This window comes from Actinomadura sp. GC306, from assembly GCF_004348665.1.
Lineage (GTDB): Bacteria > Actinomycetota > Actinomycetes > Streptosporangiales > Streptosporangiaceae > Spirillospora.
The window spans coordinates 1-15,702 of sequence record NZ_SMKM01000155.1 but is presented as its reverse complement, the minus strand read 5'-3'; the positions used below and the strand labels follow the sequence as shown (position 1 = coordinate 15,702).

General features: G+C 68.1%; 13 protein-coding genes and 1 tRNA gene. 4 read left to right on the top strand and 10 right to left on the bottom strand.

Annotation, left to right across the window (positions count from 1 at the left end; translation table 11 throughout):
• The first annotated feature begins 51 nt into the window (after positions 1–51).
• A tRNA-Lys gene (locus tag E1200_RS20890) sits at positions 52–127 on the top strand.
• A gap of 560 nt (positions 128–687) precedes the next feature.
• Here E1200_RS20890 and E1200_RS20885 read toward each other — a convergent pair.
• From E1200_RS20885 to E1200_RS20850, 8 genes are all read right to left on the bottom strand, one after another.
• Positions 688–2,625 (bottom strand): AAA family ATPase, encoded by a 1,938-nt coding sequence (locus E1200_RS20885; RefSeq protein WP_131953743.1) that lies wholly within the window; start codon positions 2,623–2,625, stop codon positions 688–690.
• An 823-nt stretch (positions 2,626–3,448) separates the two neighbouring features.
• Positions 3,449–3,982: a DUF2703 domain-containing protein gene (locus E1200_RS20880; protein WP_131953742.1), complete on the bottom strand. Its 534-nt coding sequence runs from the start codon at positions 3,980–3,982 to the stop codon at positions 3,449–3,451.
• On the bottom strand, positions 3,979–4,353 hold the full coding sequence (locus tag E1200_RS20875) for a metalloregulator ArsR/SmtB family transcription factor (RefSeq protein ID WP_131953741.1): 375 nt from the start codon (positions 4,351–4,353) through the stop codon (positions 3,979–3,981). The genes E1200_RS20880 and E1200_RS20875 overlap by 4 nt, the downstream gene beginning before the upstream one ends.
• 58 nt (positions 4,354–4,411) lie before the next feature.
• Entirely contained in the window at positions 4,412–5,638 is a 1,227-nt protein-coding gene (locus E1200_RS20870; RefSeq protein WP_243708727.1) for a TetR/AcrR family transcriptional regulator, read from the bottom strand.
• Positions 5,639–5,661: 23 nt separating this feature from the next.
• Entirely contained in the window at positions 5,662–6,486 is an 825-nt protein-coding gene (locus tag E1200_RS20865) for an SDR family oxidoreductase (RefSeq protein WP_131953739.1), read from the bottom strand.
• 20 nt (positions 6,487–6,506) lie between these two features.
• The gene (locus E1200_RS20860) at positions 6,507–6,920 is read right to left on the bottom strand and encodes a MaoC family dehydratase (RefSeq protein ID WP_131953738.1); all 414 of its coding nucleotides are present in this window, start codon (positions 6,918–6,920) and stop codon (positions 6,507–6,509) included.
• Positions 6,917–7,369, bottom strand: a complete 453-nt coding sequence (locus E1200_RS20855; protein ID WP_131953737.1) for a MaoC family dehydratase N-terminal domain-containing protein — start codon at positions 7,367–7,369, stop codon at positions 6,917–6,919. The genes E1200_RS20860 and E1200_RS20855 overlap by 4 nt, the downstream gene beginning before the upstream one ends.
• A gap of 1 nt (position 7,370) precedes the next feature.
• Complete coding sequence (locus tag E1200_RS20850; RefSeq protein ID WP_131953736.1) at positions 7,371–8,558, bottom strand: lipid-transfer protein; 1,188 nt, start codon at positions 8,556–8,558, stop codon at positions 7,371–7,373.
• A 140-nt stretch (positions 8,559–8,698) separates the two neighbouring features.
• On the opposite strand from E1200_RS20850, the gene E1200_RS20845 reads away from it, so the two are divergent.
• From E1200_RS20845 to E1200_RS20835, 3 genes are all read left to right on the top strand, one after another.
• Positions 8,699–9,694, top strand: coding sequence for a nitronate monooxygenase (locus E1200_RS20845; RefSeq protein WP_131953735.1), 996 nt, complete (start codon positions 8,699–8,701; stop codon positions 9,692–9,694).
• Between the two features lie 5 nt (positions 9,695–9,699).
• Positions 9,700–11,259: a long-chain fatty acid--CoA ligase gene (locus E1200_RS20840; RefSeq protein WP_131953734.1), complete on the top strand. Its 1,560-nt coding sequence runs from the start codon at positions 9,700–9,702 to the stop codon at positions 11,257–11,259.
• A 91-nt stretch (positions 11,260–11,350) separates the two neighbouring features.
• Positions 11,351–13,054, top strand: a complete 1,704-nt coding sequence (locus tag E1200_RS20835; RefSeq protein WP_131953733.1) for a tannase/feruloyl esterase family alpha/beta hydrolase — start codon at positions 11,351–11,353, stop codon at positions 13,052–13,054.
• Between the two features lie 153 nt (positions 13,055–13,207).
• On the opposite strand, the gene E1200_RS20830 is transcribed toward E1200_RS20835, so the two are convergent.
• A complete protein-coding gene (locus tag E1200_RS20830; protein ID WP_165950395.1) occupies positions 13,208–14,713 on the bottom strand; it encodes an ISL3 family transposase in 1,506 nt (501 codons plus the stop codon).
• A gap of 342 nt (positions 14,714–15,055) precedes the next feature.
• Complete coding sequence (locus tag E1200_RS20825) at positions 15,056–15,484, bottom strand: HIT family protein (protein WP_131953731.1); 429 nt, start codon at positions 15,482–15,484, stop codon at positions 15,056–15,058.
• Between the last annotated feature and the right edge of the window lie 218 nt (positions 15,485–15,702).

Here is a 15,702-nt window from a genome sequence, read left to right as displayed (position 1 = left end):
CCCCGTAACCCCGTCGCAAACCCCCCGGCGATCTCGGTACCCTTGCACAACGGGTCGCTAGCTCAATTGGCAGAGCTCCGGACTTTTAATCCGTAGGCTGTGGGTTCGAGTCCCACGCGACCCACCACCCCTCACCAGGGCAAACACGAGGATGCCCCGGTTTGCCCGCCGCCAGGTTCGTCCCGTTCCGTCCCCCTGTCTGCTCGATGTTTGCTCGCGGGCGCGGATCGGGCCTGGTCACCCCCGATTCACATCGATGTTGCCCGGCCGGCAGACACAGTGGTGAGTGCGAGCCCCACCGCCTGCGGGATTGCTGGCACCTATGGGAGGTGGTGCCCTGTAAGTCTCCGCTTGTGGCCGACGCACCAGGAATGGGAGGGCCGCTGCGCCCACTGATCATCGAGCCCGTGGACGACGCCGCCCTCACACGGGTCCTTGGCAAATCGGAGCCGCGGCGAGGTTGGCCATCCTGATCCTCCGCTGGGATGCGGGCATCATCCAGGCGAACATGGTGTCCTCCCGCCGCGAGCCCACACCAACAAGCCCCCTAGACAAGCGGACCAGCGTGCGCAGAGGGGGCCATGACCCGTCGAGATGACGAAGATCATTCCCCTCATCGGTTCTTGCGCTGGTTGAGCCAGGGTGATCCCGGGGCGGCCACGGGCCGCCCCCGGGACCAGCGTCCTTCTAGGAGGGAAGCAGGGCGTTCAATCTGGCGAACAGCTGTGCGGCGCGGTTGATGGTGGCGTCGTCGATCGGCTGCTCGGCGAGGACCTCGTGCTGCTTCCGGAGAAGAACGGCGGCAGGCTTGAAATGATCCAGCTTGCCGCCTGCGATGTTGTGCTTGCGGAAGTGATCTTCAACCTGCCGGACGATCCGGGGGTCGTTGGCGTTGAGGTCACCGGTGGTGATCGGGCTCGTCAGGTGCTGTTCGTAGGCGCGGTTCACCAGTTCGACATAGAAATCGCGCTCGAAGAGGTCCTCGATGTCGGCGTCCGCGGTGCCGGTGAACTCGCTGATCTGGACGAGCCCGTTGGCGGCGAGCCGGTCGTTGTCGCGCAGGTGCTTGACAGCCCCGACGTCCTTGGTGCTGGAGTCGACCAAGACCGCGACGTGGAGTTTGTTAGCACCCAGGAGGGTGACGAAGGTGGACAGCTTGCCCGACCCGCCGATCGGCGTCTTGACCCAGCGGGGGTCGAGTCCCTCAAGCCCCTTGGCCTGGGCCAGGTCGGACAGGACGTCGAGGTAGATGAGGTCGCTGGGGCCCTCGAGGAGCAGCGTGTGCTCGCCGACGAACAGCGTCTGGCTCATCTCGATGCCCATGGACGTCAGCAGCGGGAAGACGGTGTCGCTGTCAGCCTTGAAGATCTCCGAGGAGATCTTCGTGCCGACCTTCTCGCGGTCGATGACAGTGCGGACGCGGTGCAGACGGTCCGGCGAAACCATGAAGGGCGAATGCGTGGTGTAGAGGACCTGGTGCTTGGGCGCCAGCCGCTTGTCGATCAGACGCAGCAGGTCGTGCTGGGCGCGGCCGTGCAGGGACAGGCCAGGCTCGTCCAGCAGCAGGATGAGGTTGCTGGTAGCCGCCTCCTCCAGGTCGGTGAAGTAGGCCAGGAAGGAGAAGAACCAGACGAAGCCGCGGGAGCGTTCGTCGAACGGGACCGAGGCGCGGTGGCGCCGGTTGAAGACCCGGATCTGCAGGATCGGCCCCTCGTTGTAGGGCGGGGCGGCCCCGGTCTCGGCCGGCAGGACCTGGAGTTCGACCTCGAGCTCGTCGTTCTGCGACCAGTACTCGAAGACTTCGTCGGAGATCACGTTCCCGGAGTTCTCCAGCTCCCTGATCAGTCGTTCGTGCTGGTCAGTCTCGTGGAAGTCCTCCAGCGTGACGTCGGCCATGGCCAGAAGGCTGAGCAAAGCGCGCTCGCCCCGGTCGATGTCCTCGGCGTCGCGCCGGCGGATCAGATCCGGGATGGAGATCTTGCCGGGCATCGAGTCGTAGTCGTCGAAGTACACGAACTTCGGCATGTTGGGGACCGCGTACTGATCGATCAGGTAGAGGTTGACGTCCTCACCCCGCCAGTCGCGGATCCGTTCCACCAGCTCCTGTGCGGTGGACGGCGGCTCCGCCAGGTTGTCGAGCGCTTGCAGGAGTTCCGCGATCGTGGTCGCGGCGTTGACGTCCTGGGCCGCCGTGCGCGGAAGGTCCACTCCGGCGCGCAGGTGCTTGACGATCACCTCCTCGTCATAGTCGTGGACGATGCTCCGGCGGCTGTTGCGGTACCCGATCGTCACTGTGAACTCCGGGCTGCGCAGGGCACCGGCACCGAGATCCTCCTCGATCTCGAGGATCTTTTCGGGCTCGTAGCGGAAGGTGGCCACCACCACGGGGATCCGGCGTCCGTCGGGGTACTCCTTGCGCTTGCGGGTGAGCCGGGCCGGAAAGTCGATCACTTCGTCGAACGTCGCGGCGGCTTCGACGGGGTTGAGCCGGTAGAGCCCCTGAAGGGCGGTCGTCTTCCCGGACTCGTTCTTGCCGACCAAGCAGGTGACGTCGGGTTCGACGTCCAGCCGGCCCGAGTCCTCGATTGACCGGTAGTGGGTGATGTGCGCTCCGAGGAGCTGCATCCGAACCTCCATGAAGGGTGGTCCGGCGCAAGAGGGTGAGGACACATAGGTGTAACAGGTCGGTAGCCGGGTGTGGCTCACCTGCTGACCTCGGGATATGGTCTAGGTGCGAATCAAGACGGAACCCCGGTGCTCGCGGAACCCGCGTGCGCCGGGTTTTCGCGTTCGAACTAGCGTACTACTCCGCGGCGGCACTTTCGATTCACATAGCTGGACCCGGAAATTCGCCACAATCCCGCTATGGATAGCTCACAAACCCGACGTCAACCGAACGCCATTCGAATCATATTCGGGAATCCATCATGGCGAAGTGATCAAAGGGGTCCTGCTGAGAGCCTGCGGGGCAGGGAGTGAGTCAGGTTGGCGGCACGACCGGCAACCACCAAACGTTCCTTAGGTCGACCCCATGCTGCAGCCCCATCCAGTTCGGGTGCGTCCGGCCGGATTGGCCTCACAACGGCATCCGGCAGCCATTGTGCGCCCGTACCAAATGGCTCGGCAGCCAGGATCCGAGGCCAGGACGTCATGGCTGGGCGGCAGCCATCGTTGAGGAGCGGCCAGACGGCGGCACCGAGCCCGCGCCGCAGACAACGCCGAGTGAGGACTCGGGCTGGACGTGTTCGAAGAATCGCAGTTGTCCGCCGGGCCTCGGTACACCGAGGCCCGGCGAGCGCGGCGTCGAGATCGGGGAACCACTTGTCCCCCAGCAAGATCACCTTTTACGCCTGGGGAGACATCTCCACAGACCGGGACCCAGATGGGTCCCGAGCATCACTGGCCTCCTTGCAATGACTGCGACGCCTGTGGGACGTCGGCGCCTCGTTTATGGGCATGCGGCGCTAGGTCCGCAGGCCTCAGTTGCTGCAGGAGCGGTTGCACTCGAGACGGAGAGGAATTGGCGGAGGTACGAGGAAGGTCCTCCGTGGAAGAGGTAGTCACTGAGTTGCCGGCTGCGGGCGGTCAGGGCTTGGAGGACGAAGTCGAGTGCGGCTTGGAGCTGGAGCGAGTTGGTGGTCTCGCCGCGCCAAGTCCACAGGCGGGTTTCGGTGCCGTCCGGGTGGGAGGGGCACAGTTCGCTTCCCTCGGCCCGGATGGTCGGCGAGGCGGTGATCTGGTGTTCCAGTGCCTGGTCCCAGGTAGAGATGGTTCGCGGCGTGATCTTCAGGGCGATGCCGAGCTGGTCGGCGAATGGGCGGACGGTGTCGATGGCCCGGTCGAGCACGGTGAGCGTCTCATCGCAGGAGCCGCATGAGGCCTCTTCTCCCATTGCCACAGTCCAATAGTCGATGACCAGGGGTGTTCTGGGGGCGGAGCCGGCGGCGTCGGATGCCGTGGCGGCGTGCGCGGTGGTGGTCACGAGGTTCCTTCCTTCTGGTCGTTGGCCGACGGGGCGCAGGAGGCGCTTGTGGTGAAGTCGTCGCGGGCGCGTTCGAGCGCGTCGGCGATGCCGCGCAGTGTCTCGGCGAGTGGGTCGAATTGGATCTCGTAGAGGACGCTCCGCCCGGTCTTGGTCGCCCGCAGGACGCCTGCAGCCCGTAGAAGGGCGAGGTGTCGGGAGACGACGGACAGGTCTACGTCGAGGCATTCGGCGAGTTCCGAGACTGAGCAGGCGCGGCAGCGCTCGGCGAGCAGATCCACCAGGCGGACACGCGTGGGGTCGCCCAGAGCGCGGAAGAGCTGGTGGCCCAGCACCGCGCCAAGATCGCCCGTCGACTCAGGGTTGTTCATTTGCACAAGTATGCAAGTGTCAGGCTTGTGTGGCAAGCAGAAGCGTTTGTGGGGTTCGTCAAGCGATACCCGGTAGCGACGGGGTCAGCAGAGCGCGTCCCAGGGCGGCGAGGTCGTCGTCAAGGTGGGGGCGTCGGCGCAGGTGTTGGATGCGGGCCAGGTCGTTGACGATGGCGAGGACGGCCTGGGTGATCACGCGGGCTTCGGGGTCGGTGAGGTCGGGTTTCTCGGTGGTGAGCAGTTGGACCCATTCGCCGACGTAGTCGTGTTGCAGGCGGCGGATTGTGCGTCGTTGGTCGTGGGGTAGGTGGACGACCTCGGTGATCAGTGCGCCGGTGAGGTGGCTGGAGGTCAGGGTCAGGTCGATGTAGGACCGGAGAAGTCGGGTGAGTGCCTGGCCGGGGGTGGACGCGGTGGCGAAGATGCGGCTGGCGTCCATGTGCAGGGCGTCGGCGGCGCGGGTGAGGGCCGCGACGAGGAGTTCGGACTTGGCGGGCACGTGGTTGTAGATGCCGGCGCCGCTGATGCCGGCGGCGGCGCCTATGTCCTCCATGCTGACGGCCTGGTAGCCGTGTTCGCCGAACAGGCGGGCGGCGGCGTCGAGGACGGATTCTCTGCGGGACGCGCGGGAGAGCCCGGTGTTGGTTTCGGTGTTGGGGCGGTCGGGCCTCTCCTGGGAGTCGGGGAGCGCGGTGTGGATCACGGCACCTCCGAGTTGCTGCAGGAGGGCGTGGAAGCGTGCGCGGGGAAGTTGGGCGCTGTGGTGGGAGGGGCTGGCGAAGACGGCGAACAGTGCCCAGGTCAGCAGGTCGGCGTCGGCTGTGGTGAGGCCGGGTCTGGCTGCTTGGATGACCGGGGCGGTGTTCTCGGCGACGCCGCGGAATCGGTGGCGTAGCCGGTCGCGGTCGGCGTCGGGAAGGTTCCGGGATTCGCGTTGCCAGAGGACTCCCAGGTCGCGGCGGTCCAGTGTGAGGGAGGCCATGACGTCCAGGAGGGTGTCGATGTCTCCTGGTGCGGTGTCGCGGACGGCGGTCTCGAACGCGGAGAGGCCGTCGTCGACGGTGCGGGAGAGCAGTTCCTGTTTGTTGCGGAAGTGGCGGTAGAGGGCCCCGGCCGTGATGCCGACCGCGCCGGCGATCTGGTCCATCGTGACGGTGTGGTAGCCGTGCTGGTGGAACAGGTCGGCGGCGGCGGTCACGATCTGCGCCTTGCGGTCGCGTGGGCGCCTGCCGCGTGCCGGATGCGTGCTCGTCCGGGTCATCGCGGTCTTGTCCTCGATCGGCATCACGTGGGGAATGTTAGGTCCGTTCAGGAGTAGCCGCCGCTGCAGACGACGACTTGGCCGCTGATGTAGTCCGACTCTGGCAGGCACAGCAGGTAGACCGCTCCGGCGGCTTCCTCGGGGGTGCCGGCCCGGCCGAGCGGGATCATCTGCTCCATGGCGGTGAGCAGGCCGGGGTTGACGCCGACCTTGATTTGGCGTCCTTGCACGTCGATGGTGGAGTCGCTGTCGGCGGCGGTTTCGGTGAGGCGGGTGCGGATGAGGCCGTAGGCGACGGCGTTGACGTTGACCGCGTAGCGGCCCCATTCCTTGGCGAGGGTCTTGGTGAGGCCGACGATGCCGGCCTTGGCGGCGCCGTAGTTGGCCTGGCCGGCGTTGCCGCCGAGCCCGGCGATCGAGGAGATGTTGACGATCTTGCGGTGGACGCGCAGGCCGTCGGCTTGTTCGGCCTTGGCGCGGGCGCTGATGACCGGCTGGGCGGCGCGCAGGATGCGGAACGGTGCCTTGAGGTGGACGTCCAGGATCGCGTCCCACTGTTCGTCGGTCATCTTCTGGATGACGCTGTCCCAGGTGTAGCCGGCGTTGTTGATCACGATGTCGACACCGCCGTAGTTGTCGACGGCTGTCGCGACGAACCGGTCGGCGAAGTCTTCGTCGGTGACGCTGCCGACGCAGGCGACGGCCTCGCCGCCAGCGGCTTTGATCGCTGTCAGGGTCTCCTCGGCCGGTTCGGGGTCGAGGTCGTTGATGACGACGCGGACGCCGTGGCTTGCGAGTTTGAGGGCGATGGCGCGGCCGATGCCGCGGCCGGAGCCGGAGATCAGAGCGATCTTGCCGTCGAGTGTTCCCATGGGAGTCCTTTCCGGTGCTGTCATGCCAGTGCGATGAAGGCTTGGCCGCGCAGCGTGATGGTGCCGTCGTTCAGGGCCACTTGGAGGTCGAGGCGGGCGCGGCGTTCTCCGTCGCCGTCCTCGATCGCGGTGACCTGGCCTGTGCAGATCGGCTCGGCGTGCAGCGGGGTGATGGAGGTGAAGCGGACGCTGTAGGAGCGGATGCGGTCCTGAGGAACCCAGCCGGTCAGGAGCCGGCCAAGGTAGGCCATGGAGAGCATGCCCTGCGCGAAGACGTCGTCGAGCCCGGCGTTGCGGGCGGCGTCGATGTCGATGTGGATGGGGTTGTGGTCGCCTGATGCGCCCGCGTACAGGGCCAGCGTCGTCCGGCTGATCTCCGGTAGCCGCAGGGGCGGCAGTTCGTCGCCCTCGCGCAGGTCGGTGAGGGAGGTCATGCTTCCGCCTTCTCCTGCTGGACGACGATGACGTTGTTCAGGTCGGCGATCGGCCGGCCGGCTCTGGTGACATGGGTCTGGCGGACGAGGAACCGCAGCGCGCCGCCCTTGCGCTCGTAGTCGTCGGTGATGCGGGATTCGAAGGTCAGGCTGTCGCCGGCGTGGCAGAGCGCGTGGTAGGTGAAACTCTGCTCGCCGTGCAGGACCCGGTCGAGGTTGATTCCGGCCTCGGTCAGGAAGGCGAAGGGGTCCGGCCGGTCCATCTCCAGGCAGAACAGGAAGGTCGGGGGGACGGGCAGGTCGCGGTGGCCGGCGCCGTGGGCTGCGTCGAGGTCGGTGTAGACGGGGTCGGTTTCTCCGATGGCCTTGGCGAACAGCCGCAGCCGTCCGCGCTCTACATCGACGGTCGACGGCGGCGTGGACAAGCCGGTCGCTGGTGATCCGGCCATCTCAGCTGGTCCTCTCGTAGAGGGTGACCACGGCGGCGCCGCCGAGCCCGATGTTGTGCTGGAGAGCCAGCCGGGCGCCCTCGACCTGCCGGGCGTCGGCCTGGCCGCGCAGCTGCCAGACCAGCTCGGCGCACTGCGCGAGGCCCGTGGCGCCGAGCGGGTGTCCCTTGGACAGCAGCCCGCCGGACGGGTTGGTGACGACCTTCCCGCCGTAGGTGTTGTCGCCGTCCAGGACGAACTTCTCCGCAGTCCCCTCGGGGGTGAGCCTGAGCGCCTCGTAGCTGATCAGCTCGTTGGTGGTGAAGCAGTCGTGCAGCTCCACCACGTCGATGTCGTCGGGCCCTACGCCGGCGTCGGCGTAGACGCGCTCGGCCGCGGCCCGGCTCATGTCGTAGCCGACGACCTTCATCATGTCTCCGGCGTCGAAGGTGGACGCGGTGTCGGTGGTGAGCGCCTGGGCGCGGATGGCGACGGAGGCGTCCAGGCCGTGCAGCCGCGCGAAGTCGGTGCTGCAGACCACCGCGGCCGCCGCGCCGCAGGTGGGCGGGCAGCACTGCAGGCGGGTCAGCGGCCCGTAGATGCGCGGGGAGGCAAGCACCTCCTCCTCGGTCAGCGCCGTCCGGAACACCGCGTAGGGGTTCGCGGCGGCGTGGCGCCGCGCCTTGACCGAGATCTTGGCGAACGTCTCGGGGGCGGTGCCGTGCGCGTCGGCGTAGGCCTGGCCGGCGCCGCCGAACAACTGCGCGGCGACCGGTGCGTGCGCGTCCGCTCCCTGGATCTGCGCCATCGCCGTCTCGGAGCGTTCGAGGGGGTCGGGGCGGTCGTCCCAGACGCTGGCGAGGGCGCCCGGGCGCATCTGCTCGAAGCCGACGGCCAGCACGCAGTCCACCTCGCCGCTCTGGACGGCCTGGCGGGCCAGCCACAGCGCAGAGGAGCCGGTGGAGCAGTTGTTGTTGACGTTGACGATGGGGATGCCGGTCTGCCCGAGGCTGTACAGGGCCGCCTGGCCGCAGGTGGAGTCGCCGTAGACGTATCCGGCGTAGGCCTGCTGCACCTGGCGGTAGTCGAGGCCCGCGTCCGCCAGCGCGACGCGGGCGGCTTGCTCGGCGAGCACCGTGTAGGGGGTGCCCGCACTGGGCTTGGAGAACGGGGTCATCCCGACCCCGGCGATCTGAACGAAACGGTCCACGCAGAACCTCCGCACTGGTGTCATGCCGCTTGCTCTTGCCAACGGAGGTTAATCCATATTTACTTACGCCACCAAGTGCCCACTACAGACGCATGCTGCGATCTCAGGATCCACCATCGAATCTTCACTCTGGAGGGGTGATGGCGCTGCCTTCCCGGCTCGACCGCCTAGCGCTCCCACTCGTGGCTGCCCCGATGACCGACGTGTCGGGGCCCGACCTGGTGACCGCGGCGTGCCGCAACGGCGTGGTGGGCTCGTTCCCCACCCACAACGCGCGGACTCCGTCCGAGCTCGACGGCTGGCTGGAGCAGATCACCGCCGGCCTGGCCGACCTGGAGGACGAGGCCGCGCCGTTCGCCGCGAACCTGGTCGTGCACCGCTCGAACCAGCGGCTCGCGGGGGACGTCGCCTCCCTGACCCGCCATGAGGTGCCCCTGGTCATCACCAGCGTCGGGTCGCCCGCTCCCGTCCTGGCCCCGCTGCAGGACGCGGGCTGCCTGGTCTTCGCCGACGTCGCGAGCATGCGGCACGTCCAACGCGCGATCGACGCCGGCGTCGACGGCCTGGTGCTGCTGACAGCGGGCGCCGGCGGCCAGACGGGCTGGGCCAACCCGCTGTCGTTCGTCCGGGCCGTCCGCGGCCAGTTCGACGGGCCCATCGTCCTTGCCGGAGGCGTGTCGGACGGCGTCGCCCTGTGGGCCGCCCAGGCCCTGGGCGCCGATCTGGCCTATATGGGCACCAAGTTCATCGCGACCACCGAGAGCCTCGCCGACGACGCCTTCCGCCAGGCACTGGTCGAATCGTCCCTGGACGACGTCACCCTCACCACCGCCCTGAGCGGTCTACCTGCCAACTTCCTGGACGGATGGTTGAAGAAGGCGACGGCGGACGCCCCGCCGCAGGGCGCCGACGGGTTCGCGCAACAACGGCTCCTCAACCAGCGCAACGTATGGAGCGCTGGCCACAGCGTCTCGGGGATCGCCGGGATCCTCAGCGTCGCCGAACTGGTCGAGCAGACCCGCCGCGAGTACGACCAGGCCCGGCAGGCCACGGCCGAGGCGCTCCAGCGGGCCACCGAGCACCGGCACTCCGCATCACCACGGCAATCCACGGCCACCCCAGGATCAGGAAGGTAGACGCCATGTGGGGAACTCTGCCCAAGGTCTTCGACCGGACGTGCACCTACTACGCCGACCGCACCGCCCTCGTGGACGCCGACCGGCGCCTCAGCTACGCCCAGATGCGCCAGTGGGCCAACCGGGTCGGTAACGGGCTCACCGGCCTCGGAGTCGGCAACGGGCATCGGGTGGGGCTCCTGATGCCGAACTGCCTGGAATTCATCCCGACGATGTGCGGGATCTGGAAGGCGGGCGCGGCGGTCACCCAGATGCCCACGCGGGCCTCCGCCGAGGACTTCCACTACTTCCTCGACGAGGTCGGGGCCTCGACGCTGATCTACCACGAATCCTTCGACGGCCAGATCACGCAGATCCGCGACCGGCTCCCCGAACTCCAGCACGTCATCCGGCTCGGCGGCGGCACCCCCGCGGCGGACGTCCTGGACTACGAGACCGCCTTCGCGACGCAGCCCTCGACCGCCCCGGACGTGGACATCAGCGTCGACGACCTGGCCTTCGTCGGATTCACCTCGGGAACCACGGGCGTCCCCAAGGGCGTCCTGCAGACCCACGCCACCTGGTCGCACTACGCCATCACCGCCGGCCTGGAGATCGGCGACATCCGCCACGGCGAGGTCTTCGCGCACGCCGCGCCGCTCACGCACTTCACCCAAACCTTCGTGATGCCCGTCTTCATGCGCGGCGGCACGAACGTCCTGCTGCCCGGTTTCGACCTCGACCTGCTGCTGGACACCATCGAACGGGAGGGCGTGACGGCCACCGCCGTCGTCCCCACGATCGTGTACATGCTGCTGGACCACCCCCGCCGCGAGAAGGCCGACCTGTCCACGCTCCGCACGATCATCTACGCGGGCTCCCCCATGGCCCCCGACGGGCTCCGCCGCGCCCTGGAGACCTTCGGGCCCGTCTTCGCCCAGACCTACGCCGGAACCGAGCCCGGCTACATGACCTGCCTGCGCAAGGAAGACCACCGCCTGGACTCCCCCGAGTGGATCGCCCGGCTGGCCTCGGCCGGACGCGCGATGTACCACGTCGACCTGACCGTCCGCGACGCCGACGGCAACCTCCTGCCGCCGGGCGAGACCGGTGAGATCTGCGCGTCCCAGCCCGGGCAGATGGTCGGCTACGTCGACGCCGACCGGGACGCCGAGGCGATGCAGGACGGCTGGGTACGGTCCGGCGACATCGGCTACATCGACGACGCCGGCTACGTCTTCATCGTCGACCGCAAGAAGGACATGATCGTCACCGGCGGCTTCAACGTCTTCCCCCGCCAGATCGAGGACGTCCTGATCACCCACCCCGCCGTCGCCCAGTGCGCCGTCATCGGCGTCCCGGACCCGCGGTGGGGCGAGGCGGTCAAGGCGCTCGTGGTCGTCCGGCCGGGCAGCCCGGTCGAACCCGACGAGCTCATCGCCCTGGTCAAGGAGCACAAGGGAAGCGTCTGGGCGCCCAAGAGCGTCGACTTCATCGACTCCCTGCCCACCAACCCCGCAGGCAAGATCGACAAGAAGTCGCTGCGGGCACCGTACTGGTCCGGCCGCAGCCGCCAGGTCAACTGACCACACACCCTCCCCGCGACGCCCTCACCCGTTTCCGACCGCAGCAGAGCGGTCCTCTGCTGCACCCCCGGCGGAAGGACACCCACCCCACATGAGACGCGTAAGCCTGCCCAAAACCAGACCGGCACTCCTGATCGTCGGCACCCTCATGGCCGTACTGATGACGGTCACCGCCGCCCAGGCCCTCACCGGCAGAACACCGGCCAGAGCCGGCACCACCACACCGACGGCGGCGGCCGCCGTCGACTGCCAGCAGCTCACCGGCCTGGACCTCACCGCCCTGCCCGATGCCCCCACAAGGATCATCTCCGCGACGCACGTCGCCGCCACCGCCGACAAGCCCGCCTACTGCCAGGTCAAGGGCTACGTCTCACCCCAGATCCAGTTCGAACTCCGGCTCCCCGAGCAGGGCTGGACCGGACGCTACGTGCAGCTCGGCTGCGGCGGCTTCTGCGGATTCGCCGCACCCGACAACCCCAACCACTTCCTCCCCGGCGGATGCGCGCCCCCCGATGACGGGCGCGTCGTCCTCGGCGCCAGCAACGGCGGCCACATCGGCGTCGACTCGCGAGACGCCCTCTGGGCCCACTCGGACCCGCAGCTGCGAATCGACATGGCCTACCGGTCCGAGCACGTCACCGCGCTCGTCGCCAAGGCGGTCACCAAGGCCTACTACGGGCAGGCGCCCCAGTACTCTTACTTCGCCGGTTGCTCCAACGGCGGTCGGCAGGCGCTAATGGAGGCCCAGCGCTACCCCGACGACTTCGACGGCATCATCGCCGGCGCCCCCGGCAACAACCTCGTCGCACTGGCCGGCGAGTTCTTCCCCTGGATCGCCACCGTCAACACCGACGACAAGGGCCGCCAGATCCTCGGCCCGGACAAGTTGCCGCTCCTGCAGAGCAAGGTCATGCAGGCCTGCGACGCCACCGACGGGCTCACCGACGGCCTCATCAACAACCCGCGCAACTGCGACTTCGATCCCGGCACGCTGCGCTGCCCCACCGCCTCGCCCCAACCGACCTGCCTGACCAGAGACCAGGTCTACGTGGTCCGCAAGATCTACCAGGGACCGGTCGACGCCAAGGGCCGACGGCTGTTCCCTGCCGGACTCGCCAAGGGCACCGAAGCGGCCTGGCTCGGCTACGTGATCGCACCCCAAGGCCAGACCGGCGGCCTGGAGGCCCTCGGCTACAACTACCTCAAGTACTTCGCGTCCTGGAACAACCCACCCGCGTCCTACACCCTCAAGGACCACCGCTTCGACCTGCGCACCTTCAAGAAACTGCGCGAGATGAGCGGCATCTACGACTCCACCGACCCCGACCTCACCCGCTTCCGCGACCGCGGCGGCAAGCTCATCATGTGGCACGGCTGGGCCGACCCCGCCATCCCGACCGAGAGCACCCTGGCCTACCACCACGCCCTCACCCAGCGGATGGGCGGCCCCGAGGCCACCGGACGATTCGCCCGAACCTTCCTGTTCCCCGGCGTCTACCACTGCGTCCAGGGATACGGACCCGACACCTTCGACCTGTTCACACCCATCTACGACTGGGTCGAGAAGGGCGCCGCACCCGAGAAGATCATCGCCGCGAAGAAGGACGGCGACCGGACCGTCCGGACCCGGCCCGTCTACCCCTATCCGATGCAGACCAAGTACACCGGCACCGGGAGCATCGACGACGCCGCCAACTTCACCGGAGTCATGCCCACCGAACAACCCGACGACCGCTACCCCTGGGTCGGCGCCCCTGAGCTTCCCCCGGTTCCACGGACACCTCATCTGAGTTGACCTTGATCAACTTGGGAAGGAAGTGTCTCGTGCCACCACCTCATCCGCCGGAGTTCCGGCGCCGCGCCGTCGAGCTGGCCGGGTCTGTCCAGTTAACGGCTCTGTCGCTCTTTCGGCTCTGTCGCTCTTTCGGTGGTAGCGGAGGGTGATGGCTTATCCGAGGAGGATGCGGTGGCGTAGGAGGTGGAAGCCGGCTCGGCCGTACATCTGTCTTTTGATCAGTTTGGTCTTGGTGTTGACGCCTTCGGTTCCGCCGTTGTGGTATTCGCTGGTCACAGCGGCGCGGACGGCCTCGTGGTCGAGTCGTAGGCCGCGGACGAACGAGTGCACGTGCGGCAGGTTCGCCTCTTCGGCTGCGCTGATCCACTCGTGCAGCCTGTCTGCGTTGTCGGCAGCGGGGGCCAGGAGCCGGGCGAAAGCGCGGACCAGCGCGGCGAGGCTGCTCATCTCCGGGCAGGCGCTGGTGGTCTTGGCGAGGAGTTCGTGCTGGTCGGGGTTGAGATCGTCGGGTCGGGCGAGCAGGAGCCGGGCGAGGCGGCGGGGTGACAGGCCGGGGCGGTCGTCTTCGACACGGCCCTGGGTGATGTAGCGGTAGAGCAGGTTCTGGCTGCCGGTGTAGCCGCGTTCGCGGATCTCGCGCAGAAGCTGCAGGACCGGGACCGCAGGGTCCTCGGCCCGCCGTTTGCGCAGGTATTCCCGGTAGGGATCGACAAGCGTGGGACGGTATTGAGGCGCCCGCCGCATCTGCTCGGGCTTGTCGACCCGCGCATAGCGTTTGACGGTGTTCAGGGCCAGGTTCAGCCGCCGGGCACATTCCAGCAGGCCCACGCCCGCACCGAGTAGGTCGTGGACCTGCTGCCACCGAGCCAGGGTGGTGGTCCTTCCGCCATCCAGTCTGCGCAGGCGGGAGGCGCTGGCCCAGCAGCCGCTGTGGACGGCGACCTCCTTGCCGGCGGCTTGGGCGAAGTTGTGCCAGATGTGCCACCGGTCCCCGACCTGCAGGGCATCGGGCAGGGCCTGGTGCACGGCGTCGGCGTAGCCGGCGGCACCGTCCCGGCACACGACCTGCACACCCGGATGCTCGCGCAGCCACGCCGCAACGGTGTCGGACCTGCGGTCGGGCAGCACATCGACACGACGGCGGGTCTCAGCGTCGATCAGGATCGTCGCGTAGGTCCTGGAGCGCCGCAGACAGAAGTCGTCCACGCCCAGCACCCGCGGCGTCGCCACCACCGGTAACGGGATCCGCAGCAGAGCCCGCAGGGCGGTGTGACGAGAGATCGGCGCTCCCAGCACGGCCAGCATCCGAGCCCCGGCCCGGCCGGCCAACTCCCGCACCACCGCCCCGACCTGGGCGGTCAGCCGGACGGTTCGCCGCTGGTACCGCTCCAGCAGCCCCGGAAACTGTTCCCGGAACGTCCGCCGGGGACACCGCCAGTCCCGGCACGCGAGCCGACGCACCCGCACATCCAGCACTACCGGCCGCCCATCGACGGGCACATCGGCCACGGTCCGCTCACACCACCCATGGACATGAGCGCTCTCGACCGCGCATACCGGGCAAGGCACCGGCATTTCCCGGCTGCGGGCCCGCACCCGAATCAGCTCGCCCTCGTCCGCCACATCCTCGATGACCAGGCCGGACAGGCCCGAGAACACCACACCAACAAGCCCGTCACCCTTGATCACCCTTCAGCGTGACGGGCTGACACCCTCCGCTACCACCGAAAGAGGGACAGAGCCGAAAGAGGGACAGAGCCGTTAACTGGACAGACCCCACCGTCCCTGAATGCCGCGAAGCGCGTCGGCGGGGGTGTGTAAAGTTAACGGCTGATCTTGTGGTGTTCAGTAAGCGGTCGGGGTGAGTCGGCCTTCGAACTCGATCTGGAAGGCGTTGAGAGGCGCCTTCCAGCGCGGGGCCGTGCCGATCTTTGGGGGCGCGGTCGCATCTCACGCGCGCCGGTTGGCCGGCAGGCGCGGACGGCTCTGAGAACGGTGGGGTCAGGGGGCCGGGAGAACCTTGGCGAGGCGGCTCGCGTAGTCGGCTGCTTCGGATTCTGAGGCGTATTTGTGGCGGGGCCAGAAGAAGCCGCGCAGGCCGTCCTTGGGGTTGCGCGGGACGACGTGTACGTGCAGATGCGGGACGCTTTGGCTGATGCGGTTGTTCATCGCGACGAACGAGCCGGCGGCCTCCAGGACCGACTCCATCGCGGCGGCCAGGCGTTGCGCGTGGCCGAAGAGCGGGCCGACCATCTCGGCGGGGAGGTCCGGGAGGGTCTCGTAGTGCACGCGCGGGATGAGCAGCGTGTGCCCCTTGAACAGCGGCCTCGTATCGAGGAACGCGACGGCGTCCGGCGCGTCCAGCACCACATGCGCGGGGCGCTCCCCTTTGGCGATCTCACAGAACACGCACGCCTTCGATTCAGCCATGGCCATATTCTCCCTCGCGTCACAGGGGCGGAGTGGGAAGCGGTGTCAGGCGGCCTGGAGGGCCAGCCAGCTTTGTTCGAGGGGCTCGTCCGGTCTGGAGCAGAAGTAGACGCGGCCGGGGTCGCCCCAATACCAGCCGAGGCGGTCGTCGGAGTCGAGTTGGAGTAGGAGGCGCCACTCGTCCACGGCCCGCTCCTCGTCGGGGGTCAGGGAGGGAG